The 26,475-nt window shown below is 47.6% G+C and carries 28 protein-coding genes; 20 read left to right on the forward strand and 8 right to left on the reverse strand.

Translation table 11 applies throughout. The annotated features are described in order from the left end of the window. The 7 genes from ACYVI9_RS05445 to ACYVI9_RS05475 form a co-directional block, all read left to right on the forward strand. On the forward strand, nucleotides 1-371 hold a 371-nt coding region (locus ACYVI9_RS05445), incomplete at its 5' end, for an IS66 family transposase (protein WP_460761709.1). Between the two features lie 185 nt (nucleotides 372-556). Next, the gene (locus tag ACYVI9_RS05450; RefSeq protein ID WP_460761711.1) at nucleotides 557-703 is read left to right on the forward strand and encodes a transposase domain-containing protein; all 147 of its coding nucleotides are present in this window, start codon (nucleotides 557-559) and stop codon (nucleotides 701-703) included. 90 nt (nucleotides 704-793) lie between these two features. Continuing rightward, nucleotides 794-1,384: a TetR/AcrR family transcriptional regulator gene (locus ACYVI9_RS05455; protein WP_460761714.1), complete on the forward strand. Its 591-nt coding sequence runs from the start codon at nucleotides 794-796 to the stop codon at nucleotides 1,382-1,384. Between the two features lie 76 nt (nucleotides 1,385-1,460). Further along, entirely contained in the window at nucleotides 1,461-1,925 is a 465-nt protein-coding gene (locus tag ACYVI9_RS05460; protein ID WP_460761717.1) for a hypothetical protein, read from the forward strand. A gap of 2 nt (nucleotides 1,926-1,927) precedes the next feature. Further along, complete coding sequence (locus tag ACYVI9_RS05465) at nucleotides 1,928-2,245, forward strand: DUF3817 domain-containing protein (RefSeq protein ID WP_460761718.1); 318 nt, start codon at nucleotides 1,928-1,930, stop codon at nucleotides 2,243-2,245. Nucleotides 2,246-2,995: 750 nt separating this feature from the next. Then, nucleotides 2,996-4,843: an outer membrane protein assembly factor BamB family protein gene (locus ACYVI9_RS05470; protein WP_460761721.1), complete on the forward strand. Its 1,848-nt coding sequence runs from the start codon at nucleotides 2,996-2,998 to the stop codon at nucleotides 4,841-4,843. A 42-nt stretch (nucleotides 4,844-4,885) separates the two neighbouring features. Continuing rightward, complete coding sequence (locus ACYVI9_RS05475; protein WP_460761723.1) at nucleotides 4,886-5,488, forward strand: phosphorylase family protein; 603 nt, start codon at nucleotides 4,886-4,888, stop codon at nucleotides 5,486-5,488. Nucleotides 5,489-5,505: 17 nt separating this feature from the next. On the opposite strand, the gene ACYVI9_RS05480 is transcribed toward ACYVI9_RS05475, so the two are convergent. Next, nucleotides 5,506-6,663, reverse strand: a complete 1,158-nt coding sequence (locus tag ACYVI9_RS05480) for a homogentisate 1,2-dioxygenase (RefSeq protein WP_460761726.1) — start codon at nucleotides 6,661-6,663, stop codon at nucleotides 5,506-5,508. A gap of 436 nt (nucleotides 6,664-7,099) precedes the next feature. On the opposite strand from ACYVI9_RS05480, the gene hppD reads away from it, so the two are divergent. From hppD to ACYVI9_RS05535, 11 genes are all read left to right on the forward strand, one after another. Further along, complete coding sequence (gene hppD / locus ACYVI9_RS05485) at nucleotides 7,100-8,227, forward strand: 4-hydroxyphenylpyruvate dioxygenase (protein WP_460761728.1); 1,128 nt, start codon at nucleotides 7,100-7,102, stop codon at nucleotides 8,225-8,227. A gap of 108 nt (nucleotides 8,228-8,335) precedes the next feature. Next, nucleotides 8,336-9,571, forward strand: coding sequence for a pyridoxal phosphate-dependent aminotransferase (locus ACYVI9_RS05490; RefSeq protein ID WP_460761730.1), 1,236 nt, complete (start codon nucleotides 8,336-8,338; stop codon nucleotides 9,569-9,571). 92 nt (nucleotides 9,572-9,663) lie between these two features. Further along, nucleotides 9,664-10,701 (forward strand): fumarylacetoacetate hydrolase family protein, encoded by a 1,038-nt coding sequence (locus ACYVI9_RS05495; RefSeq protein WP_460761733.1) that lies wholly within the window; start codon nucleotides 9,664-9,666, stop codon nucleotides 10,699-10,701. A 72-nt stretch (nucleotides 10,702-10,773) separates the two neighbouring features. Beyond that, nucleotides 10,774-11,634, forward strand: a complete 861-nt coding sequence (locus ACYVI9_RS05500; protein WP_460761735.1) for a flavin reductase family protein — start codon at nucleotides 10,774-10,776, stop codon at nucleotides 11,632-11,634. A gap of 21 nt (nucleotides 11,635-11,655) precedes the next feature. Beyond that, nucleotides 11,656-13,224 (forward strand): histidine ammonia-lyase, encoded by a 1,569-nt coding sequence (hutH, locus tag ACYVI9_RS05505; RefSeq protein WP_460761738.1) that lies wholly within the window; start codon nucleotides 11,656-11,658, stop codon nucleotides 13,222-13,224. A gap of 3 nt (nucleotides 13,225-13,227) precedes the next feature. Further along, a complete protein-coding gene (gene hutU / locus ACYVI9_RS05510; protein ID WP_460761740.1) occupies nucleotides 13,228-14,892 on the forward strand; it encodes a urocanate hydratase in 1,665 nt (554 codons plus the stop codon). A 37-nt stretch (nucleotides 14,893-14,929) separates the two neighbouring features. Further along, nucleotides 14,930-16,162, forward strand: a complete 1,233-nt coding sequence (gene hutI / locus ACYVI9_RS05515) for an imidazolonepropionase (RefSeq protein WP_460761742.1) — start codon at nucleotides 14,930-14,932, stop codon at nucleotides 16,160-16,162. A 43-nt stretch (nucleotides 16,163-16,205) separates the two neighbouring features. After that, nucleotides 16,206-17,132 carry a formimidoylglutamase gene (locus ACYVI9_RS05520; RefSeq protein ID WP_460761745.1) on the forward strand — a complete coding sequence of 309 codons (927 nt, stop codon included), beginning with the start codon at nucleotides 16,206-16,208 and terminating at the stop codon, nucleotides 17,130-17,132. Between the two features lie 172 nt (nucleotides 17,133-17,304). Continuing rightward, a complete protein-coding gene (locus ACYVI9_RS05525) occupies nucleotides 17,305-18,186 on the forward strand; it encodes a DUF4349 domain-containing protein (protein ID WP_460761747.1) in 882 nt (293 codons plus the stop codon). A 202-nt stretch (nucleotides 18,187-18,388) separates the two neighbouring features. Next, nucleotides 18,389-18,871, forward strand: coding sequence for a methyltransferase family protein (locus ACYVI9_RS05530; protein ID WP_460761750.1), 483 nt, complete (start codon nucleotides 18,389-18,391; stop codon nucleotides 18,869-18,871). Between the two features lie 157 nt (nucleotides 18,872-19,028). Next, nucleotides 19,029-19,724 (forward strand): SIR2 family NAD-dependent protein deacylase, encoded by a 696-nt coding sequence (locus ACYVI9_RS05535; protein ID WP_460761752.1) that lies wholly within the window; start codon nucleotides 19,029-19,031, stop codon nucleotides 19,722-19,724. On the opposite strand, the gene ACYVI9_RS05540 is transcribed toward ACYVI9_RS05535, so the two are convergent. The 3 genes from ACYVI9_RS05540 to pgi all read right to left on the reverse strand — a co-directional run bounded on the left by ACYVI9_RS05540 (nucleotide 19,690) and on the right by pgi (nucleotide 22,354). Beyond that, nucleotides 19,690-20,121 (reverse strand): hypothetical protein, encoded by a 432-nt coding sequence (locus tag ACYVI9_RS05540; RefSeq protein ID WP_460761754.1) that lies wholly within the window; start codon nucleotides 20,119-20,121, stop codon nucleotides 19,690-19,692. The genes ACYVI9_RS05535 and ACYVI9_RS05540 overlap by 35 nt on opposite strands. Nucleotides 20,122-20,223: 102 nt before the next feature. Further along, nucleotides 20,224-20,664, reverse strand: coding sequence for an RDD family protein (locus ACYVI9_RS05545; RefSeq protein WP_460761757.1), 441 nt, complete (start codon nucleotides 20,662-20,664; stop codon nucleotides 20,224-20,226). A gap of 34 nt (nucleotides 20,665-20,698) precedes the next feature. Continuing rightward, nucleotides 20,699-22,354: a glucose-6-phosphate isomerase gene (gene pgi / locus ACYVI9_RS05550; protein ID WP_460761760.1), complete on the reverse strand. Its 1,656-nt coding sequence runs from the start codon at nucleotides 22,352-22,354 to the stop codon at nucleotides 20,699-20,701. 142 nt (nucleotides 22,355-22,496) lie between these two features. Here pgi and ACYVI9_RS05555 point away from each other — a divergent pair, with 142 nt between their 5' ends. Continuing rightward, entirely contained in the window at nucleotides 22,497-22,670 is a 174-nt protein-coding gene (locus ACYVI9_RS05555) for a hypothetical protein (protein WP_460761762.1), read from the forward strand. Nucleotides 22,671-22,768: 98 nt separating this feature from the next. On the opposite strand, the gene ACYVI9_RS05560 is transcribed toward ACYVI9_RS05555, so the two are convergent. The 4 genes from ACYVI9_RS05560 to ACYVI9_RS05575 are packed head-to-tail and all read right to left on the reverse strand — an operon-like array spanning nucleotide 22,769 to nucleotide 25,666. Then, on the reverse strand, nucleotides 22,769-23,518 hold the full coding sequence (locus ACYVI9_RS05560; RefSeq protein ID WP_460761765.1) for a methyltransferase: 750 nt from the start codon (nucleotides 23,516-23,518) through the stop codon (nucleotides 22,769-22,771). Beyond that, complete coding sequence (locus tag ACYVI9_RS05565) at nucleotides 23,506-24,252, reverse strand: DUF2071 domain-containing protein (RefSeq protein ID WP_460761768.1); 747 nt, start codon at nucleotides 24,250-24,252, stop codon at nucleotides 23,506-23,508. The genes ACYVI9_RS05560 and ACYVI9_RS05565 overlap by 13 nt, the downstream gene beginning before the upstream one ends. A 15-nt stretch (nucleotides 24,253-24,267) precedes the next feature. Then, nucleotides 24,268-24,642 (reverse strand): DoxX-like family protein, encoded by a 375-nt coding sequence (locus ACYVI9_RS05570; RefSeq protein WP_460761771.1) that lies wholly within the window; start codon nucleotides 24,640-24,642, stop codon nucleotides 24,268-24,270. Between the two features lie 4 nt (nucleotides 24,643-24,646). Next, nucleotides 24,647-25,666 carry a threonine aldolase family protein gene (locus ACYVI9_RS05575; RefSeq protein WP_460761772.1) on the reverse strand — a complete coding sequence of 340 codons (1,020 nt, stop codon included), beginning with the start codon at nucleotides 25,664-25,666 and terminating at the stop codon, nucleotides 24,647-24,649. A 183-nt stretch (nucleotides 25,667-25,849) separates the two neighbouring features. On the opposite strand from ACYVI9_RS05575, the gene ACYVI9_RS05580 reads away from it, so the two are divergent. Further along, complete coding sequence (locus ACYVI9_RS05580) at nucleotides 25,850-26,341, forward strand: YajQ family cyclic di-GMP-binding protein (RefSeq protein WP_460761775.1); 492 nt, start codon at nucleotides 25,850-25,852, stop codon at nucleotides 26,339-26,341. Nucleotides 26,342-26,475 lie beyond the last annotated feature (134 nt).

Here is a 26,475-nt window from a genome sequence, read left to right on the forward strand (position 1 = left end):
TTAAAAACACATTAAATAATCTAATAATACAAGTACTGCCCAAAAGCCCTCTGGGTAAGGCGATCAGCTATACGCTAAAGCGTTGGGATAAGTTATGTGTATATACCACCAACGGAATATTGCAACAGGATAATAATCTCATTGAAAATTCCCTGAGGCCAGTGTCTCTTGGCAGAAAGAACTACCTGTTCGCCGGATCACATGAACGCGCGCAGGACGCCGCGATGATCTACAGTCTGTTTGCTACTTGCAGACTGCATAATGTCAATCCGGAAAAATGGCTCACTCATTTATTTGAGAATATCAATCAAACCAAAATGACCGAACTGCATAAGCTGTTACCGCAGAACTACGAGAATCCCGTCAAATAACATTGTAGGGGTTCGTCGACAGCATACCATGAGACGTGGCAAATAAATAAAAATCCAAACCAGATTAGTATCTTTACTAACACATTAAGCTCTTTGTTTTTTGGGTCTCCTTACAGAGGGGTTACCATGCAGCGGAATAAGGGGGTATCATCAACGGAATATACAAACGTGCGCAGGACGCCGCGATGATCTACAGTCTGTTTGCTACTTGCAGACTGCATAATGTCAATCCGGAAAAATGGCTCACTCATTTATTTGAGAATATCAATCAAACCAAAATGACCGAACTGCATAAGCTGTTGCCGCAGAACTACGAGAATCCCGTCAAATAACATTGCAGGGGTTCGCCAACAGCATACGAATTACCGCTAACAGTCCGACAATTTTTCTTTTCTTTGTGAAAGTACTAAACAGTATCTTTTATGAAGAAAGCAGAGGTGACTCGGTTGACAATATTGCAAAAGGCATTTGAACTGATTTACGTTAAAGGCTATCAGACTACAAGCATTGACGAGATTATCGCCACGACAAAAGTTACAAAAGGTGCGTTTTATTACCATTTCAAGACCAAAGACGAAATGGGACTTGCAATCATTAACGAAATTCTTAAACCGACACTTACAAGCATTTTCACTGAACCGCTGCAAAATGAACTAAATCCTTTAGACGCCATTTACAACCTAATGGACGATCTTTTAATGAAAAATGAATTTTTGAAAGTTGAGTATGGTTGTCCGGCCTCAAACTTTACGCAAGAAATGACACCTTGGAACGCTGACTTTAACAACGCATTAAACGAACTGACAAAACAATGGATAAAACTAATGACCGCCACTATTGAAAAGGGAAAGAAAAGCGGTTATGTCCGCAAAGACGTAAACGCAAAACAAGTAACAATGTTCGTAATGGCCGGCTATTGGGGCATACGAAATTTTGGAAAATTGGAGAATCATAAAAATGCATATTTACCCTATTTAAAGCAACTTAGAAACTATTTAGATTGTTTGAAATAATTTTTTTTCTTCAAAACATACTAAGTAGTATGTTATTATTCTATCTTTGTGCGGAAATAAAAAATTCCGACATATAATGTATTCAACTTTATTAGTCTTTCACTCTTTAGTTCGTTGGCTTGTTTTAGCTTTTTTGCTGTATTCTATTTATAGGGCATTTGTTGGTTACATCAGTAATAAAACATTTTCCAAAACAGACAACAATTTCAGACATTGGACTGCGACCATTGCCCACATTCAGTTAATGATAGGAATAATAATCTACACACAAAGTCCGATCGTAAAATACTTTTGGAAAGAAACCGAAATCGGTGTGCAGAATTTGGACTTAACTTTCTATGGTGTAATTCATATTTTCTTAATGTTGACCGCCATTGTAGTATTGACAATTGGCTCTGCATTAGCCAAACGAAAACCAACTGACAAAGAAAAGTTTAAGACAATGTTAATTTGGTTTTCTGTTGCTCTAATCATCATTTTTATTGCAATTCCATGGACATTTTCACCATTATCAAGCCGACCATATTTTAGAACATTTTAATTATGAAAAAGTATTTCACAACAACGATCGGACGGTTACGAATATTAGCATTTTTAGAGGGAATTTCATTACTTGTTTTGGTTTTTATAGCCGTTCCTTTGAAGTATTATTTTGACAATCCTTCAATATCGAAAAATCTTGGACCAATTCACGGTGCATTGTTTTTGTTATTTGTATTTAACGCTTTGCGTGTAGGCGTTGAACAACAATGGAAATTTAAAGAGACAACTTGGAAAGTTCTTGTTGCCTGTATCATTCCATTCGGGACATTCTATATTGACTACAAAATTCTTCGTAATATACCGACTGAAGAAAATTAACCGAGTGGAAAATGGCTGCTGGTAGTAAGGGTTTGGGGTAACGGGGGCGGGCGTTCTTCGTATAAAAGTTTGTGCTAATTTTGAACTTTTTGGTTTCGTATCATATTCACTGCTGAGTACCTCTACTATGCCAAGCCCGATAACCTTATAGGTAAGTTTAAATGACAGACACGACATAGAAAATATGGGGGTATGGTGAACAACAATATTATCTAACGACAGTTATGCTGATATTCCCAGTTAGTTTTTTCTCCTTGTATAATGATTGACTTGACCTGGCAAAAACTTCGAACTAGTTGATTGCTGACAATTAAGAAATCCTCAATTATAACGATGATTGTAGTATTTTTTAGTTTGCGTTGGCAAAAGCACTATGAGAATGCTAGTAACGCAACAAAGATGTTTTTGATCGAGTAAATACAATTGTTAAAACAGGAGCGGGCCTTGAAGTTAAGAGACGACTTGACGCTGACGAACAGCAAATTATAATACGTAAAGTAGTTATTGAATAATTTCTTGCGGACTTCAAAACAGAAAAACCAAAATCGAGATCATATAATAGGAAAATAGTTCGCCAAACCGTTTTTGAACAAGGAGACTCCTTGACTATTAAACTCGAAAACGGAAATTTTGGCGGAGCGTTTGTTAGACAAGCGTGAAAGGTTTTAAAAGGCGGAAAACTTGTTATTATTAGAGATTCTTTATTTTTAGGAGTTGTCCGTATTACCCGAGGTGACCTATCTTTGAATGATGAGACGTTTTTTATGGCTGGCAATAAGCTTGACAATAGGCGGACTACTGCATGCACAGCCTGCTTTTGAATTTGCACATATTTCTGACTTGCATGTGGGTTCTGCCACGGGCGCAACCGATCTGCGTCTGACGGTGGCTGACATTAATAAAGATACTGCTATTCAATTTGTGATTGCTTCCGGTGATATCACTGAGTTTGGAGCGGATCTCGAACTGGAACTGGCCAAACAAATACTGGATTCTCTAAACAAACCCTGGTATATTATTCCAGGAAATCATGATGATAACTGGTCGGAGAGTGGTGCCAATAGTTTCAATAGGATATTTGGTGCGGATGTTTTTAGTTTTGAATATGGCGGGTATTATTTTCTAGGCGCCAATTGCGGCCCCAATATGAAGATGAGCCCCGGCCAGGTCCCTTATGAAAATATTGTTTGGCTGGATTCCATGCTGTTGACCATTCCGAAGGAGGCCCCACTGATTTTTGTAGATCATTATCCTTTGGACTCCGGACTGAATAACTGGTATGAACTAGCCGACAGGTTGAAAAAACGTAATATTCAGCTCTATCTCTGTGGACACGGCCATCAGAACCAGCAATTGAACTTTGAAGGCATACCGGCTATTATGGGCCGTTCCAATCTAAGGGCAAAGGATACCCTTGGTGGCTATAATGTTGTTCGCATCGAAAATGGAGAATTGACTTATAGGCAACGTCGTCCTACAGAGGCTGCCGGTCCTGTATGGGCCCGCATACCGCTGGTGGATCACCAGTTTAAAACAGCAAATCACCAATGGCCGCGACCGTCCTATGCCATCAACGATCGGTATCCGCAAGTAATTGAGAAGGGCCGCATACAGCTGCCATCAGATATTGGGAACGGATTTGTGCTGTCAGGTACCCGGATTATAACGCCCAATACCCAGGGCCTGGTTCAGGCCATCGATCTGAAGACGGCTAAGCCTGTCTGGCGTTTTAGGAGTCATGGAAAGATTTATGCGACACCGGCCCTGGCCCGCGGCAGGGTGCTGATAGCAAGCACCGATGGTTTTGTTTATTGTTTGAATGAAAGTGACGGTCAGCTGTTATGGAAATACGGCACGGACAAAGCCATTGTAGCTACTCCGGTGATTGAAGGTAGTAAAGTGCTGTTGGGCTCCTCGGAAGGTATATTTCGTTGCCTGGACCTGATTACTGGCGAGCTGGTCTGGCAATACGACCAGGTAAATAACTTTGTAAAGACATCCCCGCTGGTTTACCAGGGTGGGGTGATTTTTGGAAGTTGGGGCAATGAACTCTATTGCCTGGATCTGGAGAGCGGCCGGCCCAGATGGGTTTATCAGGATGGCTATTCGAACCGTATGCTGTCCCCCGCTTCCTGTACGCCGGTCGGCATCAAAGGGCGGATATTTATCGTTGCGCCTGATCGCTATATGACTGCGCTGGACAGTCGGACTGGCCAGCTCATCTGGAAAAAACGCTGGCCTGAACACTGGGTCCGTGAATCAATGGGTCTATCCAATGATGGGAAGTTGGTTTTTGCCAAATGCATGCAGGGACATTTGATCGGGGTGTCGACCGTTTCAGACACCGCCCGTATAGAATGGCAGACGGAAAATGTATTTAATTATGAGCTCAACCCATCGCGCATTGTGGAGCACAAGGGGAAAGTCTACGCCATGAGCGATAAGGGGGTGGTCGCTGCGTTTGACCGGCGGACCGGTCAGACCCTTTGGATACATAAACTGGCTAATTGCCTGGTACAGGATCTGCAGTTTCTGTCCGACAAACAAATGGTGGTCACTACCATGGATGGAAAAATTGTAGTATTGCAGATTCCCTGAAATGAAGGGTCAATGTAAACCAGACGTTAATAAATATTGAAGATGATCATAGTGAATGCAGACTTTAAAATTGCTGTTTCTGATGCCATTTTTTGTTTTGCCCTCGCCAGTGAAGCTGCAGAAGTTTTTGAAGGACAGCCGCAGCTGATTACCGGTATCGGGAAAGTGAATGCGGCTTACGAACTAACCAAAAGCATCCAACACCGAAGACCGGGACTTATTGTGAACCTGGGTTCTGCCGGCAGTGATCGTTTTGAGAGAGGCTCGGTTGTGTGCTGCACCCGCTTTGTTCAACGGGATATGGATGTGCAGGGACTGGGTTATGCCCGGTATGAGACGCCTTTGTCCAATCTGCCCGTAGTGCTCGAATATGGCTTGAAAATGGACGGCTTGCCTGAAGCTACCTGTGGAACGGGTGACAATTTTGAAATGGGGCATCAGTCCGATCTATACGATGTTGTAGACATGGAAGCCTATGCCCTGGCCATGATTGCCATGAAAGAGCAAATTCCTTTTCTAAGTCTCAAGTATATTTCCGACGGAGCGGATGGCAGCGCTGCAGATGACTGGACAGTAGAGGTACACCGGGCCGCTGCTGCCTTCGGCCGGCTCCTCCATATTAGTGCGCCCGGTTCGCTGGTTTGAACCGGGAGAGGCGGGACTTACTCCACCCAACTCATTGTGTAGTCCGCATTCTCGATCTCGATGGCAGCCTGTGTGAGCATCAAGGGCCGGAATGTGTCGATCATCACAGCCAGTTCCTTGGTTTCCCGGGCCCCGATACTTTTGGCAACCGCACCTGGATGAGGGCCATGTGGAATGCCTGCCGGATGAAGTGTGATCATGCCCTTATTCACATTTTTGCGACTCATGAAATCACCGTCAACATAATAAATCACTTCATCACTGTCTATATTACTGTGATTATAGGGTGCCGGGATCGCCTGAGGATGGTAATCAAATAAGCGCGGTACAAAAGAACAGACGACAAAAGCGTTGGTTTCAAATGTTTGGTGAACAGGCGGCGGCTGGTGGACCCGGCCGGTAATGGGTTCGAAATCATGAATGGAAAATATAAATGGATAACAACAGCCATCCCAGCCCACGACGTCAAAGGGATGCGTACCGTAATGCAATCCATAAAGCATTCCTGATTTTTTGGCTTTGATTAAAAAATCACCTTTCTCGTCATAAGTTTTCAGATCCTCCGGTGGCCGGATATCCCGTTCACAGTATGGTGCGTGCTCCATCAACTGACCAAAGGGACTCAGGTATCTTTTGGGATAGCGGATCGGACTGAAGGACTCTACTATGAATAGCCGATTCTCGGCATCGTTAAAATGGATCTGATAAATACAGCCACGGGGTAATATGATATAGTCGCCGGGGGAGAAGGGAAGTTGCCCGTACTGGGTCAATACGGAGCCGGTGCCCTGGTGTACAAAAATCAACTCATCGGCGTCTGTATTTTTATAAAAATAAGTCTCCATACTTTGCTTCGGGGCCGCCAGAACGATATGACAATCATTGTTAACGAGTACTGGCAGCCGGCTTTCCAGAAAATCATCTGCAGGAAGAATCTTAAATCCTTCAAAGCTGCGGTGCCGAAGCATTTTTTCTTCGGCGATCCGGGGACGCAGCTCCCGCTGTGGTTCTGTTTTAATGATTTGGGTGGGCGGATGGCAATGATATAGCAAGGCATAATCATTGCTGAACCCTTCAGTAGAGAAGAGTTGTTCACTATAAAGCTGACCGTCGGGTTTGCGAAATTGCGTATGCCGTTTATGGGGGATTTTTCCCAGGGTATAATAATGAGACATGATTGGATTTTTTAATTGAAAATAAAATTGAGCGGCCGTCGACTTGGTAACAGCCAGTGTTGTCAGGCGGCTGCCGCACCCATCGCGAGGGAGGCCATCAGAAAGTAAAACTTCCAGTTGCGTTTATCAATCCAATATGTAAAATTTCTATAGTATGGCATGGTGTTTACGGCCAGTCTTACCCTACCATTAAGTGTGGTATTTATGAACGGCCTCAGTGCAAAAGTACCATATTCCTCAAAAATCAGTACCTTTGATTCAGCGAATTAAAAATGCGACCGGATTATCCATATAAACTTTTTACTGATAAACGCGTCAATTATGTGCTTCTGATTGAAGCACTTGCTACCGATCACCCCCGAGCCTAACCGATTGAACCTAAAGACGCTGTCTGCGTCAGATATTTCTATTTTTTACAACGTTTAATTTATTTGCCATGTCTATTGCTACGCAATCAGCAGCTACTGATGCTACCACAGATTTTTTACCGCTGGAGGGTACAGATTATATCGAATTCTATGTGGGCAATGCCCGTCAGGCCGCACATTTCTATAAAACAGCATTTGGGTTTCAGTCACATGCCTATGCCGGACCCGAAACCGGGGTGATGACCAGAGCCAGTTATGTGCTGAAACAGAACAAGCTCTGTTTTGTATTTACCACACCTTTAAAAGACGAGCCTGAGATCCAGCAGCATATTGCCATGCACGGCGATGGCGTGCGGGTGCTCGCATTGCGGGTGCCGGATGCGCGGGACGCCTGGGAGCAAACCACCCGCCGTGGCGCGAAAAGATTTATGGAACCTGAAATAGCGACTGATGCCGGCGGACAAGTGGTCCTGAGTGGTATTCATACTTATGGGGATACGGTTCATGTATTTGTCGAAAGAAAAGATTATCAGGGCGCCTTTCTTCCTGGCTACCAACCCTGGAAATCTGAATACAATCCTGTTGAAACGGGGCTGCAGTATGTGGATCACTGTGTCGGCAATGTCGGCTGGAACCAGATGAACAAATGGGTCGAATTTTATGCGGATGTCATGGGATTTAAGAATATTATTTCGTTTGATGATGCGGATATTTCCACGGAGTACTCCGCCCTGATGAGTAAAGTGATGAGTAGTGGCAACGGGTTTGTAAAATTTCCGATCAACGAACCCGCAGAGGGAAAGAAGAAATCACAGATAGAGGAATATCTGGACTTCTATAAGGGCGAGGGCGTACAACATGTGGCACTGACCACATATAATATCATCGAAACCGTAACGGCCCTGCAAAGCCGGGGAATTGAATTTTTAAAAGTTCCTGGATCTTACTATGATACCCTGCTGGACCGGGTGGGAGCTATCGATGAAGAACTGAACGAATTACGCCGGTTAGGTATATTGGTGGATCGTGATGAAGAAGGTTATCTTTTGCAAATTTTTTCCAAACCGGTCGAAGACCGACCCACACTATTTTTTGAAATCATACAGCGCAAGGGCGCCAAAAGCTTTGGTAAAGGTAATTTCAAAGCTTTGTTTGAAGCGATAGAACGGGAACAGGATGCCCGTGGTAATTTGTAAGGTAACCGGCAGCGCAGGCTGAAAAGTTAAGAAATCAATAACCGCATTTTTATATAAAATAGTTCGTGACTGACCCATTCCGGTCAGGCGAAATCTGATCAGATTCATATGCAATATTCTACTTTAGCATCCAACTTACCCGTGAACCAGATACTGGCTTTCAATAACCAGGTGAAATCCCGTGTGGATGCAGGTGAGTCCCTGTATAATTTTACCATCGGTGATTTTGACCCCGAAATCTTCCCCATACCGGAGGAATTGGAAGAAGGCATCATTCAGGCCTATCAAAGCCATCAGACAAATTATCCCATGGCAGCCGGTTTACCGGAATTACGCCAGGCGGTCTCCGGATTTGCGGCAGACCGTCTGGGACTGGATTGCGCTCCTTCAGATATCCTGGTGGCCGCCGGGGGACGTCCCCTGATCTATGCCACCTACCAGGTATTGGTGGACCCGGGCGATTCAGTGGTGTATCCGGTGCCTTCCTGGAATAACCAGTATTATGCCTGTTTCACCCAGGCGAATACCATTACCGTTGAAACCCGGGCGGCGGATGGATTTATGCCTACAGCTGCTGATCTGGCACCGCATATCAGGGGCGCCGTACTTCTCGCGCTCTGTTCACCTCAGAACCCTACTGGTACCTGCTTTCAGGCAGAACAACTGAAAGATATCTGTGAGCTGGTGCTGGCAGAAAACCAGCGCCGCGGACGGGAAGAAAAAAAGCTGTATATCCTGTACGATCAGATCTACCACTTGCTCACCTATCAGGACAGTGTTCATGTGCATCCAGTTGGTGTTTGTCCGCAAATGCAGCCCTATACTATTTATATTGAAGCCATCAGTAAGTCTTTTGCGGCAACCGGCCTCAGGGTAGGCTGGGCATATGGCCCCACCGGGTTTATGGATAAAATGAAAGTAGTGTTGAGTCATATGGGTGCCTGGGCGCCCAGACCCGCACAATCCGGATTGGCGGCATTTTTGAGCAATACCCCGGCAGTGGATCGATTTTTAAAGGGATTCAGATATGAGTTGCTCCTGCGGTTGCAAAAGTTCTATGAAGGGTTTATGAAAATGAAGGCTGCCGGTTTACCTGTCGATGCCATCGCCCCCCAGGCTTCCCTCTACCTGAGTATTAATATTGACGTTCCGATGGATATGTCGAGATTATTGCTGGAGCAGGCAGGTATTGCCGTATTGGCTTTTCCGCTTTTTGGTGCTGCGCACGCACCCCATTGGTACCGCATCAGCGTGGGCACCTGCCGGCTGGAATCTATTCCGCTGGTCCTTGAAAGAATCGAAGCGGTAATTGAATATCAGTTAACAGGCGCCGCGGGACGGTAGCCGAAAATTTTTGCTATATGAAAACGGTCGTGGGCTTATCTGTAAGCCTGCGGCCATCTTTAAAATCGAGAATTTAACTTAAAACGACGTATATGAAAATCGTTTCTTATTTACAGCATGGTCATGAAAACGCAGGCTTTTATTTAAAGGACCGTATTTTTCCTTTTGCCCATCTGTATGAAAAATTGCCGGTTACGATGGCAGTCCTGCTGAAGCAATGGGACACCTGGATCGGGGATTTGAAAAAATTATGGACCGGGTTGCAACAGGGAGACCTGGATCGGCATTATGGTATTGACCCGGGAGAAGTAACATTGCTGGCACCGGTTCCACATCCGACATCCTGCAGGGATGGATATGCTTTCCGGCAACATGTAGCCACTGCCCGCCGTAATCGTGGCCTGCCGATGATTCCGGAATTCGATCAGTTCCCGGTATTTTATTTTACGAACCATAACAGTATAACTGGCCCAGGGGATATTCTTTGTATGCCCGATCATTTCAGACAGCTGGATTTTGAGCTGGAAGCGGCTATTGTAATCTGTCGAAAGGGGCGCAATATCACCGCCGACAAGGCCGACGAATATATCGGAGGGCTGATGATCATGAATGACATGAGCGCCAGAAAGCTGCAGATGGAAGAAATGAAACTAAACCTCGGCCCGGCGAAAGGCAAAGATTTTGCGACGGCAACCGGTCCCTGGCTGGTCACGCTGGATGAACTGGAAGCCTTTGAAACAGCACCACCGAAAGGGCACCGGGGTAAGTCGTGGAACCTGAACATGCATTGCTGGGTAAACGGGGAGCTGGTCAGTCAGGGCAATCTCTCTCAAATGAGCTGGACATTTGCTGAAATTATTGAAAGAGTTTCCTACGGAGTAGACATTTACCCGGGGGATATTATCGGCAGCGGTACAGTTGGTACAGGATGCTTTCTGGAGCTGAACGGAACCGCTCGTTTGGCAGATCCAGGGTTTAAAGATCAATGGCTTGCTGCGGGCGACCATATCCGGATGGAAATGGCGGGTTTGGGCGTTCTGGAAAACAAGCTTATTGCCGATGACTGTAAATTTTCTATCTTAGAACTGCAGTCGCTGTCTCCGGACGTACCGTCTGCCCGGAGATTCTAAGGCAGCTTACCGGCGGCAGGCGGCATTCATTTACGCGGGAAACGCCGGAGCCTTTTCATCAAAAAACCACCCATGACAATTGATATTGAAACTCTTTCTCCCTTTGACAAGCAATACTATCTCCAGCATCTGATAGGTCCAAGGCCGATTTGTTTTGCCAGTACCGTCGACCTGCAGGGCCGGGTGAATCTGAGTCCGTTCAGTTTTTTCAATTTGTTCTCGACGCAACCTCCGATACTGGTCTTTTCACCTTCCCGGCGCATGCGGGATAATTCCATCAAACATACACTGGAGAATCTCAACCTGGTGCCTGAAGTGGCTATTAATGTCGTCACCTATGATATACTACATCAGACCTCCTTGAGTAGCTGTGAATATCCCCGCGATGTCAATGAGTTTGAAAAAGCCGGGCTTTCGATGCGGCCTTCCCGCAGCATCCGACCGCCGCTGGTAGGGGAGAGTAAGGCAAAATTTGAATGTTCGGTACGGGAGATAAAATCGCTTGGCGACAGTCCGGGAGCGGGCAATCTGGTCATCTGCGAGGTTCTGGTAATGCATATCGATGATGACCTGCTGGATTCCGATCGCAGGCTGGACCAGCGAAGGATCCACCATGTAGCCCGGTTGGGGGGCAACTGGTATTGCAAAGTGGACCGCAGTAATCTGTTTGAAGTGGAGAAACCCAATGTGAAACTGGGCATCGGTTTTGATCAGTTACCGGATGCCATCCGGTACAGCAAAGTGCTTACAGGAAATCAATTGGCCCAACTGGCCAATGCCGAAACCCTGCCCGACCTGGATCCGGCATTTGCGGAAGATGCCATAACCGGCTTCAAGACTGATCCGCTGGCGGCACATCAGCATGCAGCTGTGCTGATCGATGCCGGGAAACTGGAACAGGCCTGGCAGGTATTGCTCCGGACGGTATATTAGAGAGACATTAAATACTTTAGTATGGACGCTGTTTTTCAATATGGAAATGACCGCATGCAGTTGCAACAGGCGATTGATATTGCTTCAGGAAGGCTAAAGGCAGTGATGGGCAGGGAGGCCCTGCACCGGGTGCAGGCGGCTGCTTCAGCAGTAGCGGACATCGTTACAGCGGGTCGTAGCGTCTATGGTATCAATACCGGCTTTGGGGCTTTGTCCAATAAACGCATTTCTGAGGCCGACACGCTGACCCTGCAACATAAGATTTTGCAATCGCATAGTGTGGGTGTTGGCGCCCTGGTATCCCCGCAGATTGCCCGTCTGATGCTGATTACCAAGATTCAGGCCCTGGCACAGGGCTATTCCGGGGTTCGTCCGGAAACCCTGGAACGCATCCAGTGGCACCTGGACCAGGATATAATTCCTGCTGTACCGGAACAGGGCAGTGTGGGCGCCAGCGGTGATCTGGCTCCTCTGGCCCATTTGTTCCTGCCCCTGATTGGGCTGGGGCAGCTCTATTACAGGGGGCAACTCACCGATACGGCACAGGTATTGCAGGAAGAAGGCAGGCAACCGCTGCAGCTGGGTGCCAAGGAAGGGCTGGCGCTGATCAACGGGACGCAGTTTATGCTGGCCTATGCCGTACAGGGGCTTGAGCGACTGTATAATTGTCTGGAAGTAGCAGACATCATCGGAGCAATGAGCCTGGAATCACTACAAGGCACCCGTGCACCATTTGATGCCCGTTTGCATGCCTTGCGGCCGTTTGCGGGCAACCAGTTGGTGGCACAGCGATTGCGGTTGCTACTGGACGGCTCGCAGATTATGCAGAGCCATGCTGATTGTGGACGGGTACAGGATCCCTACAGTCTCCGCTGCATGCCCCAGGTACACGGGGCGACCCGCAGCAGCTGGCTGCATCTGAAGGAGCTGACGGAAATAGAATTGAATGCTGTTACTGATAACCCTATTATTTTCGATAGCCGGGATACCATCAGCGGTGGCAATTTTCACGGGCAACCCCTGGCGCTGCCGATGGATTACTGTTGTTTTGCAGCGGCCGAACTGGGCAATATTTCTGACCGTCGATGTTACCTGCTATTGGAAGGGAAATTCGGGCTGCCCCTGTTATTGATGCGCGATGTGGGTCTGAACTCGGGGTTTATGATACCCCAATATACGACGGCTGCGCTGGTAACCGAAAATAAAACCCTCTGTTTCCCGGCCAGTGCCGACAGTGTACCCACTTCCCTGGGGCAGGAAGACCATGTCTCTATGGGCAGTATCAGTGGTCGCAAACTTTCCCGGGTCCTGGATAACCTGGAATATATACTGGCCATTGAATTGATGAGTGCCTGTCAGGCCATTGAATTCAGACGGCCATTGAAGAGTTCCCGGTTGCTGGAGGCCGCGCACCATTTCGTTCGCAGAAAAATATCCTTCGCAGATGAGGATCGGGTATTTGCTCAGGATATACAACAGATACGTGATATGATCCAGGATTTTTCCTTTACCCGGTTTATGCGACAGCTAAGTCAGGAAACTGGAATTGATTTAAACCGGGGTTTCCCATCTCTGACCTTAAATATATGAGCCATGGACTTCGAAACTTTTATACAGACCTATGCCAGCCATCCGCAATACCGGTCTCCCCGGGGCGACCGGCTCCATGCAAAGTCCTGGCAGACGGAAGCACCCCTGCGCATGTTGCTTAATAATCTCGATGCGCAGGTGGCCGAAAACCCGGAACAACTGGTCGTTTATGGCGGGATCGGACAGGCGGCACGCAACCGGGAAGCCCTGCTGGAAATCATCAGACAGCTCTACCTGCTGGAAGAAGATCAGTCGCTCCTGATTCAGAGTGGAAAACCGGTAGGGCGGGTGCGTAGTCATCCTGAGGCGCCTCGGGTGCTGATTGCCAATTCCAATCTCGTACCCCATTGGGCCACCTGGGAACATTTCAATTCACTACGGGAGAAGGGGTTGATGATGTTTGGACAGATGACGGCGGGTTCCTGGATCTACATCGGCAGTCAGGGTATTGTTCAGGGAACCTACGAAACTTTCATGGCTTGCGGCCGCAGGCATTTTAAAGGCGATCTGGGGGGGCGACTCCTGGTCAGTGCAGGTCTCGGCGGTATGGGAGGTGCCCAGCCGCTGGCTGCCACGATGGCGGGTGCTGTTTTTCTGGGCGCAGATGTCAACCCCGACAGTATTCAGAAACGTTTACAGACGAATTACCTGGATCTGCAGGCCGGTTCTTATGAGGAAGCCCGGGATCTGGCATTAAAACATATGGCTTTAGCAAAGCCGGTATCCATCGGCGTATTGATGGATGCGGGTGATTTGCTGGAGCGCCTGTTGCAGGACGGAATTATCCCGGATATGCTGACCGATCAGACTTCGGCTCATGATCCCCTGAACGGTTATATCCCCCATCAGCTGGATTATGCCCAGGCATTGGTATTGCGACAATCGGATCCGGAGCAATACCAGCAGCGGGCCATTCGAAGCATGGCAAGGCATGTGTCCTTAATGCTCGAACACCAACGTCGCGGCGCCATTACCTTCGATTATGGTAATAATATCCGGGCCTATGCAGTCGAAGGTGGTGAGCCGCATGCATTTGATATACCCGGATTTATTCCCGCTTATATCCGGCCCTTATTTTGTGAGGGCAAGGGACCTTTTCGCTGGGTAGCACTGAGTGGCGATCCTGAAGATATTTATAAAACCGATGAAGCATTGATGGAACTATTTCCTGAGCATAAGGCATTGCATCACTGGCTTCGATCTGCCCGGGAAAAAATTGCTTTCCAGGGCTTGCCTGCAAGGATCTGCTGGCTGGGACTGGGTGAAAGGGAGCAGGCAGGCCTCAGGTTCAATGAGATGGTGCGCGATGGGCTGTTAAAAGCCCCGGTCGTTATTGGTCGGGATCATCTGGATTGTGGCAGCGTAGCTTCCCCTAACAGGGAGACAGAAGCGATGAAAGATGGCTCGGATGCCGTGAGTGACTGGGCTTTGCTGAACCTACTGGCCAATGCAGCGGGTGGCGCTACCTGGGTGAGCTTTCATCATGGTGGTGGCGTGGGCATGGGCTATTCCCAACATGCCGGCATGGTCGTGTTGGCCGATGGCAGTGACCGAGCAGCGACTTGTTTACGTCGGGTATTGTTCAATGATCCGGCAATGGGCATCTACCGCCATGCGGATGCCGGATATGAAGACGCATTGGATTTAAAAAATAAATATGGTCTATAATTACAATCGATATGGCCGACATCAGAAAACATAAGAAATGCTGATTACGCATATCAAATACCTGGTGAATATCCGCGAAACTTCTCAGAAATTAAGAGGAGCAGCACTGGCAACATTACCCGTTCTGGAGAACGCCTATCTGCAGATCGAAGAAGGACGCATACAGGCTTACGGTCCTATGGATCAGGTTCCCGCCTATGCGGGGCAGGTAGTGGAAGCCAGCGGACGCGCCCTACTACCCGCCTGGTGCGATAGCCATACCCATCTGGTATTTGCAGCGAGTCGGGAAGCGGAATTTGTCGATAAGATCCGCGGCCTGAGTTATGCAGCAATTGCCGCCCGTGGTGGCGGTATCCTTCGTTCCGCAGCCGATATTGCGGCTATTTCTGAAGATGCACTATATGAACGGTCCCTGGAGCGGTTGCGGGCGGTCGTGTGCAGTGGTACCGGCGCTATAGAAATAAAATCGGGTTACGGACTCAGTCTGGCAGGGGAACTTAAGATGCTGCGTGTTATCCGCAGGCTAAAAGCGGCCAGTATTATTCCGGTGAAAGCCAGTTTTCTGGGCGCCCATGCGATCCCGGTTGCCTACAAGGAGGACCGTGCGGCCTATATCCGGCTGATAATCGAGGAGATGCTGCCACAGATTGCGTCTGAAGGGCTGGCCGATTATATCGATGTTTTTTGTGAGCAGGGTTTCTTTACCCGACAGGAAACCGAGATCCTTTGTGAAGCCGGTGCCCGTCGGGGACTTCGGGCAAAAATTCATGCCAATCAGTTGAGTAATTCCGGGGGAGTGGAGGCGGGGCTGCAGGCGGAAGCCCTTTCCGTCGACCACCTCGAAGCCATCGGCGAAGCGGAATGCCGGCTCCTGGGCAGGCCGGATGCACCGATTGCCACCCTGTTGCCTTCTGCCGCTTTTTTTCTGCGGATGCCTCAGGCACCGGCCCGGGCACTGATCGACGCCAATGCCGCCCTGGCACTAGCCAGTGATTACAATCCTGGATCCTCACCATCAGGTAATATGCAGCTGGTGGTGGCCCTGGCCTGCATTCAATCGCGGTTACTGCCTGAGGAAGCCATCAATGCGGCAACCTGTAATGGCGCCTGGGCCATGGGACTGGAAGCGGAACTCGGCACCGTTACCCTTGGTAAAAAAGCCAATCTGATACTGACCCGGCCGCTGCCTTCATTAGCCTATCTGCCGTATAGTTTTGGGGAGAACCTGGTAGAAAGAATGATTATTAACGGGGCGTTTTTTAGAACCTAAGATGCATAATTTTCATACATATGACTCAACTGAAATTTTGTCAATGGTGCAGCAAAGGACCGGGGAGACCCGGATAGGCCAGACCATTCGACAATCTGCGGGAAAGGGCATTGCTTATGAACTGTTGGGGATTTGTGAATCCATTGGCGTACGCGCCAACTTCGGTATCGGCGGCGCAGAACATGCCTGGCAGGCCTTCCTGACTGCTTTTTTGAATTTTCAGCAGAACCGATTTTTACAGGGGGAAAGAATCTTTCTATCAGGCTATTATCAGTTTCCGGAGTTTCCCGACCTGTCACCTGAAAAGCTTCGGGAGGAGGTAAAGCTGATTGACCAACAGGTGGCTGCGCATATTGAGCGCAGCATCCGGCAACAACGGTTGCCGCTTATTATCGGGGGTGGTCATAACAATGCCTATGGAAATATCAAAGGCGCAGCCCAGGCCTTGGGTCGGCCGGTGGCGGTGATCAATTTTGATGCACATGCAGATTTTCGGAGACTGGAGGGGCGCCATTCGGGCAATGGATTTACTTATGCCATGGAAGAAGGTTTTCTTGAAAAATACATTGTCTTTGGTCTGCAACCCAATTATGCACCTGAAAAAATGCTCCAGCGGATTTCAGATCGGCCGAATATTGAAATACATGTCCTGAATAACCTGATCCGACTTTCTCCAGACCAGTTCATACAACAGGTGCAGCAGATTACCGAACCTGTCAGTCAGTCGCCACTGGGCATTGAAATCGATATGGACGCCGTCGAGAACGTATTGTCCAGCGCCTGTTCACCGGTCGGATTTTCGGTCCAGCAATTATTGAATTTTATTGCCGTTGTAAAAAAGCATCGGCATATCGCTTATATCCATATTGCAGAGGGAACCCCCCATCGGGCAGATGGCACCCGTAGTTCCCGTGTCGGAAAATTGCTGGCTCAGGTGATAGCGAATTTTTTAGCCCCGGCAGATTATTGATATTTTCCATTTTTTAACATTCGTTCCGGATTACCTTTTGTGGAAATCCGCATCAAGAAGTATCTAATTAACAAGCATGTTTGCGAAGTAACAATTGTAATGGATCCGGACCTGAACAATTGATGTTTGCCATTCGGGAAATATTCCGCAACAATCAATTAAAAAACATATTATGAAACGGATTTTTTTTGCAATAGTTTTATTGCCCTGGCTACTTATGGCTTGCCATCATGACGGGGAACCGGTTCAGGAAATGGCCATAGATGGTATTGCCCCTGCCTCGTCCGAATTAGTCAAGGAAGAAGAAGCACTTGACAAGGATGCCCAACCCATCGCACTTTTTTCGAAGGACTTACCGGACCCGGAAAAGCCTGTTGGCCAGATGATGGTTAAGAAAGCGGAGTTGGAGCTGGAAGTAAAAAACAATGCAGGTTTTAAGAAAAGCCTGCAACAACTGCTGGAGCAGAAAGCTGCTTATATTTCAGAAGAAACGGCGACGGCGACTGATAACTGGGAACAGCATCATTTGGTTGTGAAAATCCCGGTTGATGCTTTTGATGCTTTTCTGATAGAAGTCAAAGCGCTTGATGTTAAAACGGTCCGGAGTAGTATGCATGCCGATGATGTAACCGCTGGGTATATAGACACCCGGGCGCGGCTGAAAACCCGACAAGCTACCAGGGATCAGTACATTTCTTTGTTGCAAAAGGCAACGCAGGTAGATGATGTATTGAAGATACGCCAGGAACTCAATAATATTCAGGAGGACATCGAAGCCGCCCAGGCGCGCTTACAACAACTTTCGGGTGCTGCAAGCTACAGTAGCCTGCAACTGACTTATTTCGAACCACGAAGTGGCTATAGTAGCTTCTCCAGGCAGGCCGGACTGGGCATGCGAATCGGCAAAGCCGTCAGGAACGGTGGAGCCCTTTTCGCTGATATACTGGTCGGCTTAATCACTTTATGGCCCGTCTGGCTGGGCTTATTGACCTTATTGTTGCTGTTGCGCTTCTTTTTCAAAAAGAAAAAGCCTTTACGGATAAAGACAAGTTAAATCCCATAGCCAGTAGAATGCTCCGAAAATTTTTGTGGTGCCTGTCACCCTGCCCGGTGGACGCATAAAAGATGGTTTCGGATGAATTGTGTTATTTTTGCAGGTGTAAATTGCGATGCTGTAGACAAAGAATCGAAAGAAAGAAATGCTGCACCGAATCCTGGAATGATCAAGCGCATATATCACCTCAAAATAATCGATCATGAACGCTGCAATGGACACATCAAAAGGCCCCCGTGTGTATGTACCGCCACCGCTGTTATATGTTTTGTTTTTTCTGCTGGCTAATTTTCTGCAAAAGAGATTTCCTTTACCTACCGCATTATTCGAAGTAATAATTATCAAAATACTGGGTGGATTATTAACCTTAATAGCACTACTGCTTTTGTTCCGAAGCCTGCGCCAGTTTTTTATAACTAAAAATACGGTGGTCCTGATTAAACCGGCCAGGTCACTGCAGACAACCGGCATTTACCAATTGACCCGTAATCCAATGTATCTGGGGCTGGTCATCGCTTACCTTGCGGTTACCTGTTTTTGGGGCAATTGGTGGCATATCATCCTGTTACCGATCCTGGTGCTTATTGTTCAGGAGTATGTTATCAAAAGTGAAGAAAGATATCTGGAAGCCGAGTTCGGGGCTGTCTATAATGCCTACAGAACGAAAGTGAGACGCTGGTTTTGATATTGAAGTACAAACATCGGGACAGGACACAGGCTGCATATGTAATTAGGGTACATTGCCGCATAGATGTTCTAAATAATTTTATGGTAATTTAGAATTGTATCCTGAGAACCTATGCTGTTGTCAGTTGATAAAGCCTTAAAAGAATTTCGTATCAATGAAACAAAAACTTGTCATTCTTACCGGTGCCGGTATCAGTGCAGAGAGTGGTATCAAAACATTTAGAGACAGCGATGGCCTCTGGGAGGGCTATGATGTCTCCGAAGTTGCCTCACCGGAAGGCTGGCGGAAAAACCCCGGTCTGGTGCTGGACTTTTACAATATGCGGCGGCGACAGGCACTGGAAGCGCAACCGAATGCGGCACATACCGGTCTGGCGGCACTGGAGCCGTATTTTGAGGTAACGGTGATCACCCAGAATATTGATGACCTTCATGAAAGAGGCGGCTCCAGCAGGGTGATTCACCTCCATGGAGAGATTTTTAAAATGCGCAGTGAATTAACGCAGGGGCCTTCCCTTGACATCAGGGAGGACATCAGACTGGGGGACAGGGCCCCGGACGGAGGGCAGCTGCGTCCGGATATCGTATGGTTCGGGGAGGCCGTACCAATGATTGAGCCCGCAGCTCAACTGGCCATGGATGCCGATATTTTTGTGGTCGTAGGCACTTCGCTGGTGGTCTACCCCGCAGCGGGATTGCTGGACCTGGTTGCCGTGCATCACCCGAAATTTGTCATAGACAGGAAAATACCCGAAGTAAAGCCCATGCGAAACCTGGTCACCATTGAAAAGCCTGCAACAGAAGGGGTCGCATTACTTACCGAGCAACTCCTTGCGATGCTCCATCAATAGGTAGGATCAGGCGCGCCAGGCTGTCGCGGCCATAGATGAATGGCAGACCATTTTTCCATTGCAACCGTTGAAAGGGCTTTTTATAATCGCAATCGAGGTCCCCGGAATGCAGGGATTTTTCGGGGATATTCCAGGCATTGGGAATATCTCTGGGAACAGACTTGCCTTCCACTGCGTTCGGTATCCTGGTTTGGTTCTTATACGGCAGGATGCAGGGCATATTATCCAGGGTCAGCCGCGCCACCTGTCCATAACGGCTTGCATACATATGACTGGTATCCAGTATGTCTGAAACGATGGCGGGTTTGGTACTTATCAGGGAGGGATGGTCCGGCTGCGTTTGTGCCGCCATCATCATGGGAAGGGAAATAATAAATCCCAGGAAGAGGTATTTCATAATGCGCTTTAAGGCATGATGCGCCGAAAGACCGGATTACATAATGGGATACTTTTTTTTAATACTTCACCGGACAACTGAAAACTACAGGCAGGGGGTCTTTCATAGAACAACCACTGTGGTATGAGACCAGCTGTCGTGCCAGGGCCGTACGCCTAAACCGCTCAGAACCTCAAAAGGTATCAGCCGGATAAGACTCCGGAGCAGGGCGTCTTTTGGGGTCAGTGCTTTGCCATCCGACCGACGGGCTGCAGTTCCGGTAATCAACTTACCAATTGTCCGGCCACCGGAATACAATTCAAAAAGGAAATAGTAACCAACCAGAATGGCAATCGTAATCAAATAAGAAGTGAAATTGATGACTTCGCCGGTATCCGGATCGAGCATCAGCGAGGGTGCCAGCAGGGCCATTCCATATGCGGCGAAAAATATCAATAGGTAGATCAGGACCAGATCAATGAGATAATTCCCCAGACGGATACCTTTTGACGCTTCCGTAAATTGGGGTTCCAGGTCCTGTAACAGGTCTGTTGTTTCTTCCATGGTTTTTTGTTTTGGTTCAACTATATCTGAATTTTTACTGGTCTCGCCAGATTTTATAGCGGTCGATCAGTGCATTGGTACTGCTATCATGACCGGTGACGGGCTCGTTATGCTGCAATTCCGGAAGAATTTTACCAGCCAGCTGTTTGCCGAGTTCCACGCCCCATTGGTCAAAACTGAAGATATTAAATATGACACCCTGTACAAAGATTTTATGCTCGTACAGCGCAATGAGCTGGCCTAGGGTATAGGGGGTGATTTTCTTTAACAGAAAGGAATTTGTGGGTTTGTTACCTGCAAATACTTTGAAGGGTGCGAGTTTACGGATCGCCGCCTGTGAAAGCCCCTGCTTTTTTAATGCTGCATTAACTTCTGCCCGGGTTTTACCGTTCATCAGCGCTTCTGTCTGTGCAAAGAAATTACTGAGCAGTTTCTGGTGGTGGTCGCCGATAGGATTATGGCTTTGTGCCGGGGCAATAAAATCGCAGGGAATCAGTTCCGTGCCCTGGTGGATCAACTGATAGAAAGCATGTTGACCATTGGTTCCCGGTTCCCCCCAGATAATCGGGCCGGTCTGGTAGCGGACTTTTTTACCATTGCGGTCGACGCTTTTACCATTACTTTCCATATTGCCCTGCTGGAAATAAGCGGCGAAACGGTGCAGGTACTGATCATAAGGGAGAATGGCTTCGGTTTGTGCACCGAAGAAATTTGTATTCCATAAACCTACCAGTGCCATTGTTACCGGTATGTTCTTTTTAAAGGGGGTGTTTTTAAAATGCTCGTCAATATTGTATGCACCTTTCAACAGGGTTTCAAAATGATCATAACCGATGGTCAGGGCAATCGACAGGCCGATGGCGCTCCAGAGGGAATAACGGCCGCCAACCCAGTCCCAGAATTCAAACATATTGCGGGTATCAATTCCAAAAGCTTTCACCGCCCTTGCGTTGGTGCTGAGAGCCACAAAATGTTTGGCAATATGTTTTTCGTCTTTGGCTTTTTTGAGGAACCATTCCCGGGCAGAATGTGCATTGGTCATGGTTTCCTGGGTGGTGAATGTTTTGGAGGCAATCAGAAAAAGGGTGGTTTCCGGATCCACCAGTTTCAGGGTTTCCGCCAGATGGGTCCCGTCTACATTGGACACAAAATAAGCCCGGATGCCTTTGACCGTATAGGGTTTTAATGCTTCGGTAACCATCAATGGGCCGAGATCACTGCCACCAATTCCGATATTGACTATCGATTTTATTTTTTTACCCGTATAACCCAGAAATTTTCCTTCATGAACAGCGGCACAAAAAGATTTCATTTTGCGCTGTACTTTTCTGACCTCGGGCATCACATTTTTTCCTCCGGCAGCTACCGGGTTCTTGCCAAAATGGCGCAATGCGATATGCAGTACGGAACGGCCTTCTGTCTGATTGATCGCTTCGCCGCGGAACATAGCCTTAATGGCCTGCGTGACCCTTGTTTCCTGAGCCAACGACTGCAGCAGGTCCATAGTTTCGGCGGTAATACGGTTTTTTGAATAGTCGAAATAAATATCTTCATGTTGCAGGGAAAAATTATCCGCACGACGACTGTCATTTGCAAAGAGTTGGCGCATCTGCCATTGCTGTGCCGCATCGGCGTGTTTTAACAGTTTTTTCCAGGCCTTTGTTTTTTCAGGATTAATCGATGGAAACATAAGATATCTTTTATGATGAGTTTGTTGCAAAAAAAGTAAATAAGAATATGGCGCTAAGATAAGTCCAAAACAGTGTAAACACAATATGTACTGCAGTTTCAAATAATTTTCCTTTCCAAAGTAAAGTGGAGTAGCCAAATATTTGAAATATCAGCCGGCAAATCCAGAACAGGCCCAATCCCAGACAGACCTGCTTACCCAGCGGGGTATGGGCAAGATCATCCGCGCAGTAGATGCAGAGCAATCCCATCAGCAAGATCACCAGGCCGATGAAGAAAGCATGCGCATACATCATTTGGCGGTTGATCAGACTTAGGTGTTTCAATTGTTGCTTCCATCGGAAATATCCCGGAAAGCCAATATGAAATAATGCGAGTAATAACATTAATATTCCTGCAATCTCAAGATAAATTTTCATAGCGGCGTTAGCATATAAGTAGTTACAAATGGGGTTGTTTTAAATTCTTTGGATATTTTCAGACCGGCCCGCCTGAATACATCCATCCAGTTCCGGCGGGAGTAAAAATGAAGGAAGCCGATCTGATAGGCCAGAAAGTTAGGAAGATCCCGCAAATGCTCGGTGACAAATATCTGTGCATCAGATTTCATGATGCGGCGAAGCTCACTGAAAAACAGGATACGTTCCTTTTGATTTCTGATTTCATGTGCGGTGAATATTATGAAAATCAGGTCAGCTGTTTTATCCTCCATAGGGATCCGACGGGTACTGATCGAACGGGTTTCAGGATGCGGGGGGTAGGCATTCCTCGCTCGTTTTATCGAAATTTCGGTATGGAGAAGCGGATCATAAAAATCAAATATTAAAAAACGGTCATGAAGTATCTGTGCGCGGAGGATTTCGGAAGTCTCGTCGAATCCTGCATGAATATTGATCAGCGTAGCGTTTGGTTGGCTGGAAACGGATCGAATCCATGGCAAATCATAGAGGTCTGAATGGTCGTATATATACCAGGAGATCGCCAGGGACCCGGCAATGGCCAGCCCTACCAGAACTACCAGCATCAGGCAGTAGAACTGAAAGTCCGGCGCCAGCACCGCGATCAGAAACAGCAGTAGGATACCAGCCGCCGCCAGTATATAAAAATGCCAGTTAAACCGAATGATATTCCAACTGCCCTGGAATGGTTTTCTCACGGGTGCCATATTTCTTTTTTTCCTTTTTTCCAATAATAGGGTATGGAACGAACGACAAATGCATTGGCCAGCCGGGGCGATGAGATCGGCAGGCCTGTTAAAAATGGAAAATGATAATCTTTTATGCCGATGGGTTCCGGTCGCCAGTGCTGACGAACACCTTCTATGATCAGCACTTTTCGCGAAACTTTGTCATAGGAAAATGTAAAGGGCAGCGGTCCCGCAAACCGTCGGGCCGTTTTCCAGTCGGGGAAGGGCGAACCCTCGGGTAGTGCGGGTGGTTCATTACCTTCCGGTGACACGGATAGTCGAAATCCGGACCCTGCTGAATCTATATGGAAGCTGCCATCAGGGTGGGTGGTCGTCTGAATATCGGTAGTTGTATATTTATAATGGGTGAACAGGTTGCCGGCAATTTCCATTCGTCTCCTGTTGGTTTCAGATTTTAGAATATAGAGTCCCCGAAGTCTTTTACCTGCGGGGTTGGTGTAACGGACGAATACACGATATCCCGTTAAGTGAAAGTCCTGTCCCGTCCACCTGGGGAAGCCCCTGGGCCGCAAATTGCGGGTCTGTACCAGCGCCACTGCGATAAAAGCCCATTGGTCCTCCAGGCAATCAGGCAAAAGACATTCGGGAATCAGTGCCGCAGCTTCCGCTTTAGGAATGGCAAAACTGAGCACAATGGAACGCTCAAAGAATGCCTCCACGGCAAAAGGATGGTTTTTCAGAAAATTAAACATATCGTTGGTTGGCAGTTACTGCATCTTCAGCCGAAACTCATTATACCAGATGATGCCCATCAGCAATAAGGCAAATAACAGATTCCATCGTCCCCATAACAACAGTTCAGGTACCAGCAGGAATTCAAGAAGATTCATACACCCGATAATTATTATCTGTACCCAGGCATTGAGCCGGGACCAGATACCGCTAATAATCCATGCAGCCATACCAATTTCAGCCAGGCCGATCGATGCAGTTAACTGACCGGCATATGTTTGGCCCAGAATCGCTGCAACAATGGCTTCGTGCCGTGGTACCAGGTGCAGCAATTTACAAAAAAGGCCATTGATCAGCCAGACAGCCGCTATACTATAGCTCAGGAATCTGTATACCGGTCGGCGGGACAAGGCACTAAATTTTTTTCAGAATATCAATCGTCCGGTCCACCTTGGCTGCTGTGATATCCAGATGCAGCACCAGCCGTACCCGCTGCGGTCCAGTGGCATGGGCCAGTATCCGGTGCGTTTTTAGCTTTTCCACCAGGGCTGCTGCGGTAATCTGATGGGTATCAAACAGGATGATATTCGTTGCGACTGGCAGAATATCCGCGACGAAAGGACAGGTGGACAGGGCATCAGCAAGGGCTTTGGCATGCATATGATCTGTCGCCAGTCTTTCAATATGATGTTGCAGTGCGTAAATACCGGCTGCTGCCAATATGCCTGCCTGTCGCATCCCACCGCCCCATACTTTGCGAACCCTCCTCGCTTTTTTAATGAATGCATGGTCGCCCAGCAAGAGGCTGCCTACGGGGCATCCCAGGCTCTTCGAAAGACAAATCGAAAGGCTGTCGAAAATACGGCCATATACCTGCGCTGTCTGGTTTTTCGCTACCAGGGCATTGAATAGCCTTGCTCCGTCTATATGAAAAGCCAGTTGTTTTTCGGTGCAGATTTGCCGGATTTCCTCAAGATCGCTGATTGCATAGCAACTGCCTCCGCCCCGGTTACTGGTATTTTCTACACAGACCAGGCTGGTATGCGGCCGGTGAACATCATCCGGTTGTATGGCTTCCAGCACCTGAGCCGCCCGGATTCGGCCCCGGTCTCCGGGCAGTAATTTTACCGAACAACCTGAATTAAATGCAATGCCACCGCCTTCATACTGGTAAATATGCGCGTCAGCATCACAGATCAGTTCATCGCCAGGCTGGGTGTGGCATTTGATGGCAATCTGGTTGGTCATGGTGCCGCTGGGGCAAAATAAGGCAGCCTGCTTTCCAAACATTCCGGATGCCAATGCCTCGAGTTCATTGACACTGGGATCTTCTCCAAATACATCATCGCCCAACCGGGCTGACCGCATCGCATCCTGCATGGCTTCTGTCGGCAGGGTAACAGTATCGGAGCGAAAATCAATAAATGGTTCCATTGTCTTATTAATTGCCCAAATTTAATGTAAATGGGCGCATATATTCCGGCATTGTTTTACCTTTAAAGTTTTGGGCCAGTGTAGGTATATTAGGTAGCGGACATCGGTCTCATCAGAAAGCAACGCTCGAACCCATAGTCTTAAGCTCAGAAAAATAATTGATCAAGAAAAACTGGAATTATTATGCCGTCATTTGATTTTGTCAGTAAAGTAGATGCCCAGGCACTGGATAACGCAGTCAATGTGGTATCCAAAGAATTAGCCAATCGTTTTGACTTTAAAGGATCCCATCTGGTGATTGACCTGGATAAGAAAACCTATCTGTTGAAGGTGGAAACCGAAGACGATATGAAAATGAAGCAGCTGATTGATGTATTGGTCAGCCGGGCACATAAGCAGGGTATCCCGCCGGAAGCTTTTGACCTGAGCAAGGAAGGCGGTATGATCGGCAAAGCCTGGAAAAAGGAAATTACCGTACGTAACGGGCTTCGCCAGGAAGATGCCAAAAAGATCGTGAAACTGATCAAAGACGCCGGTCTCAAAGTTCAGGCATCCATTAATGATGACCTGGTACGGGTAACAGGAAAAAAGATCGATGACCTCCAGTCAGTGATTCAGGCTTCCAAGAGCTGGGATCTTGGTTTACCGCTGCAGGTGGAAAATATGCGGAGTTAGGTGTGATTAATGGGGTAATCAGTTGATTTATAATGGCTCATAGGATTTGCAGCGAGGAAAGCCCGCCGCGCTTCCTGATTACGATAAAAATGCATTACCTTTGCCGCTCTCTGAAAAGAGGATATCGAATAATA

The organism is Niabella terrae (genome assembly GCF_054783135.1).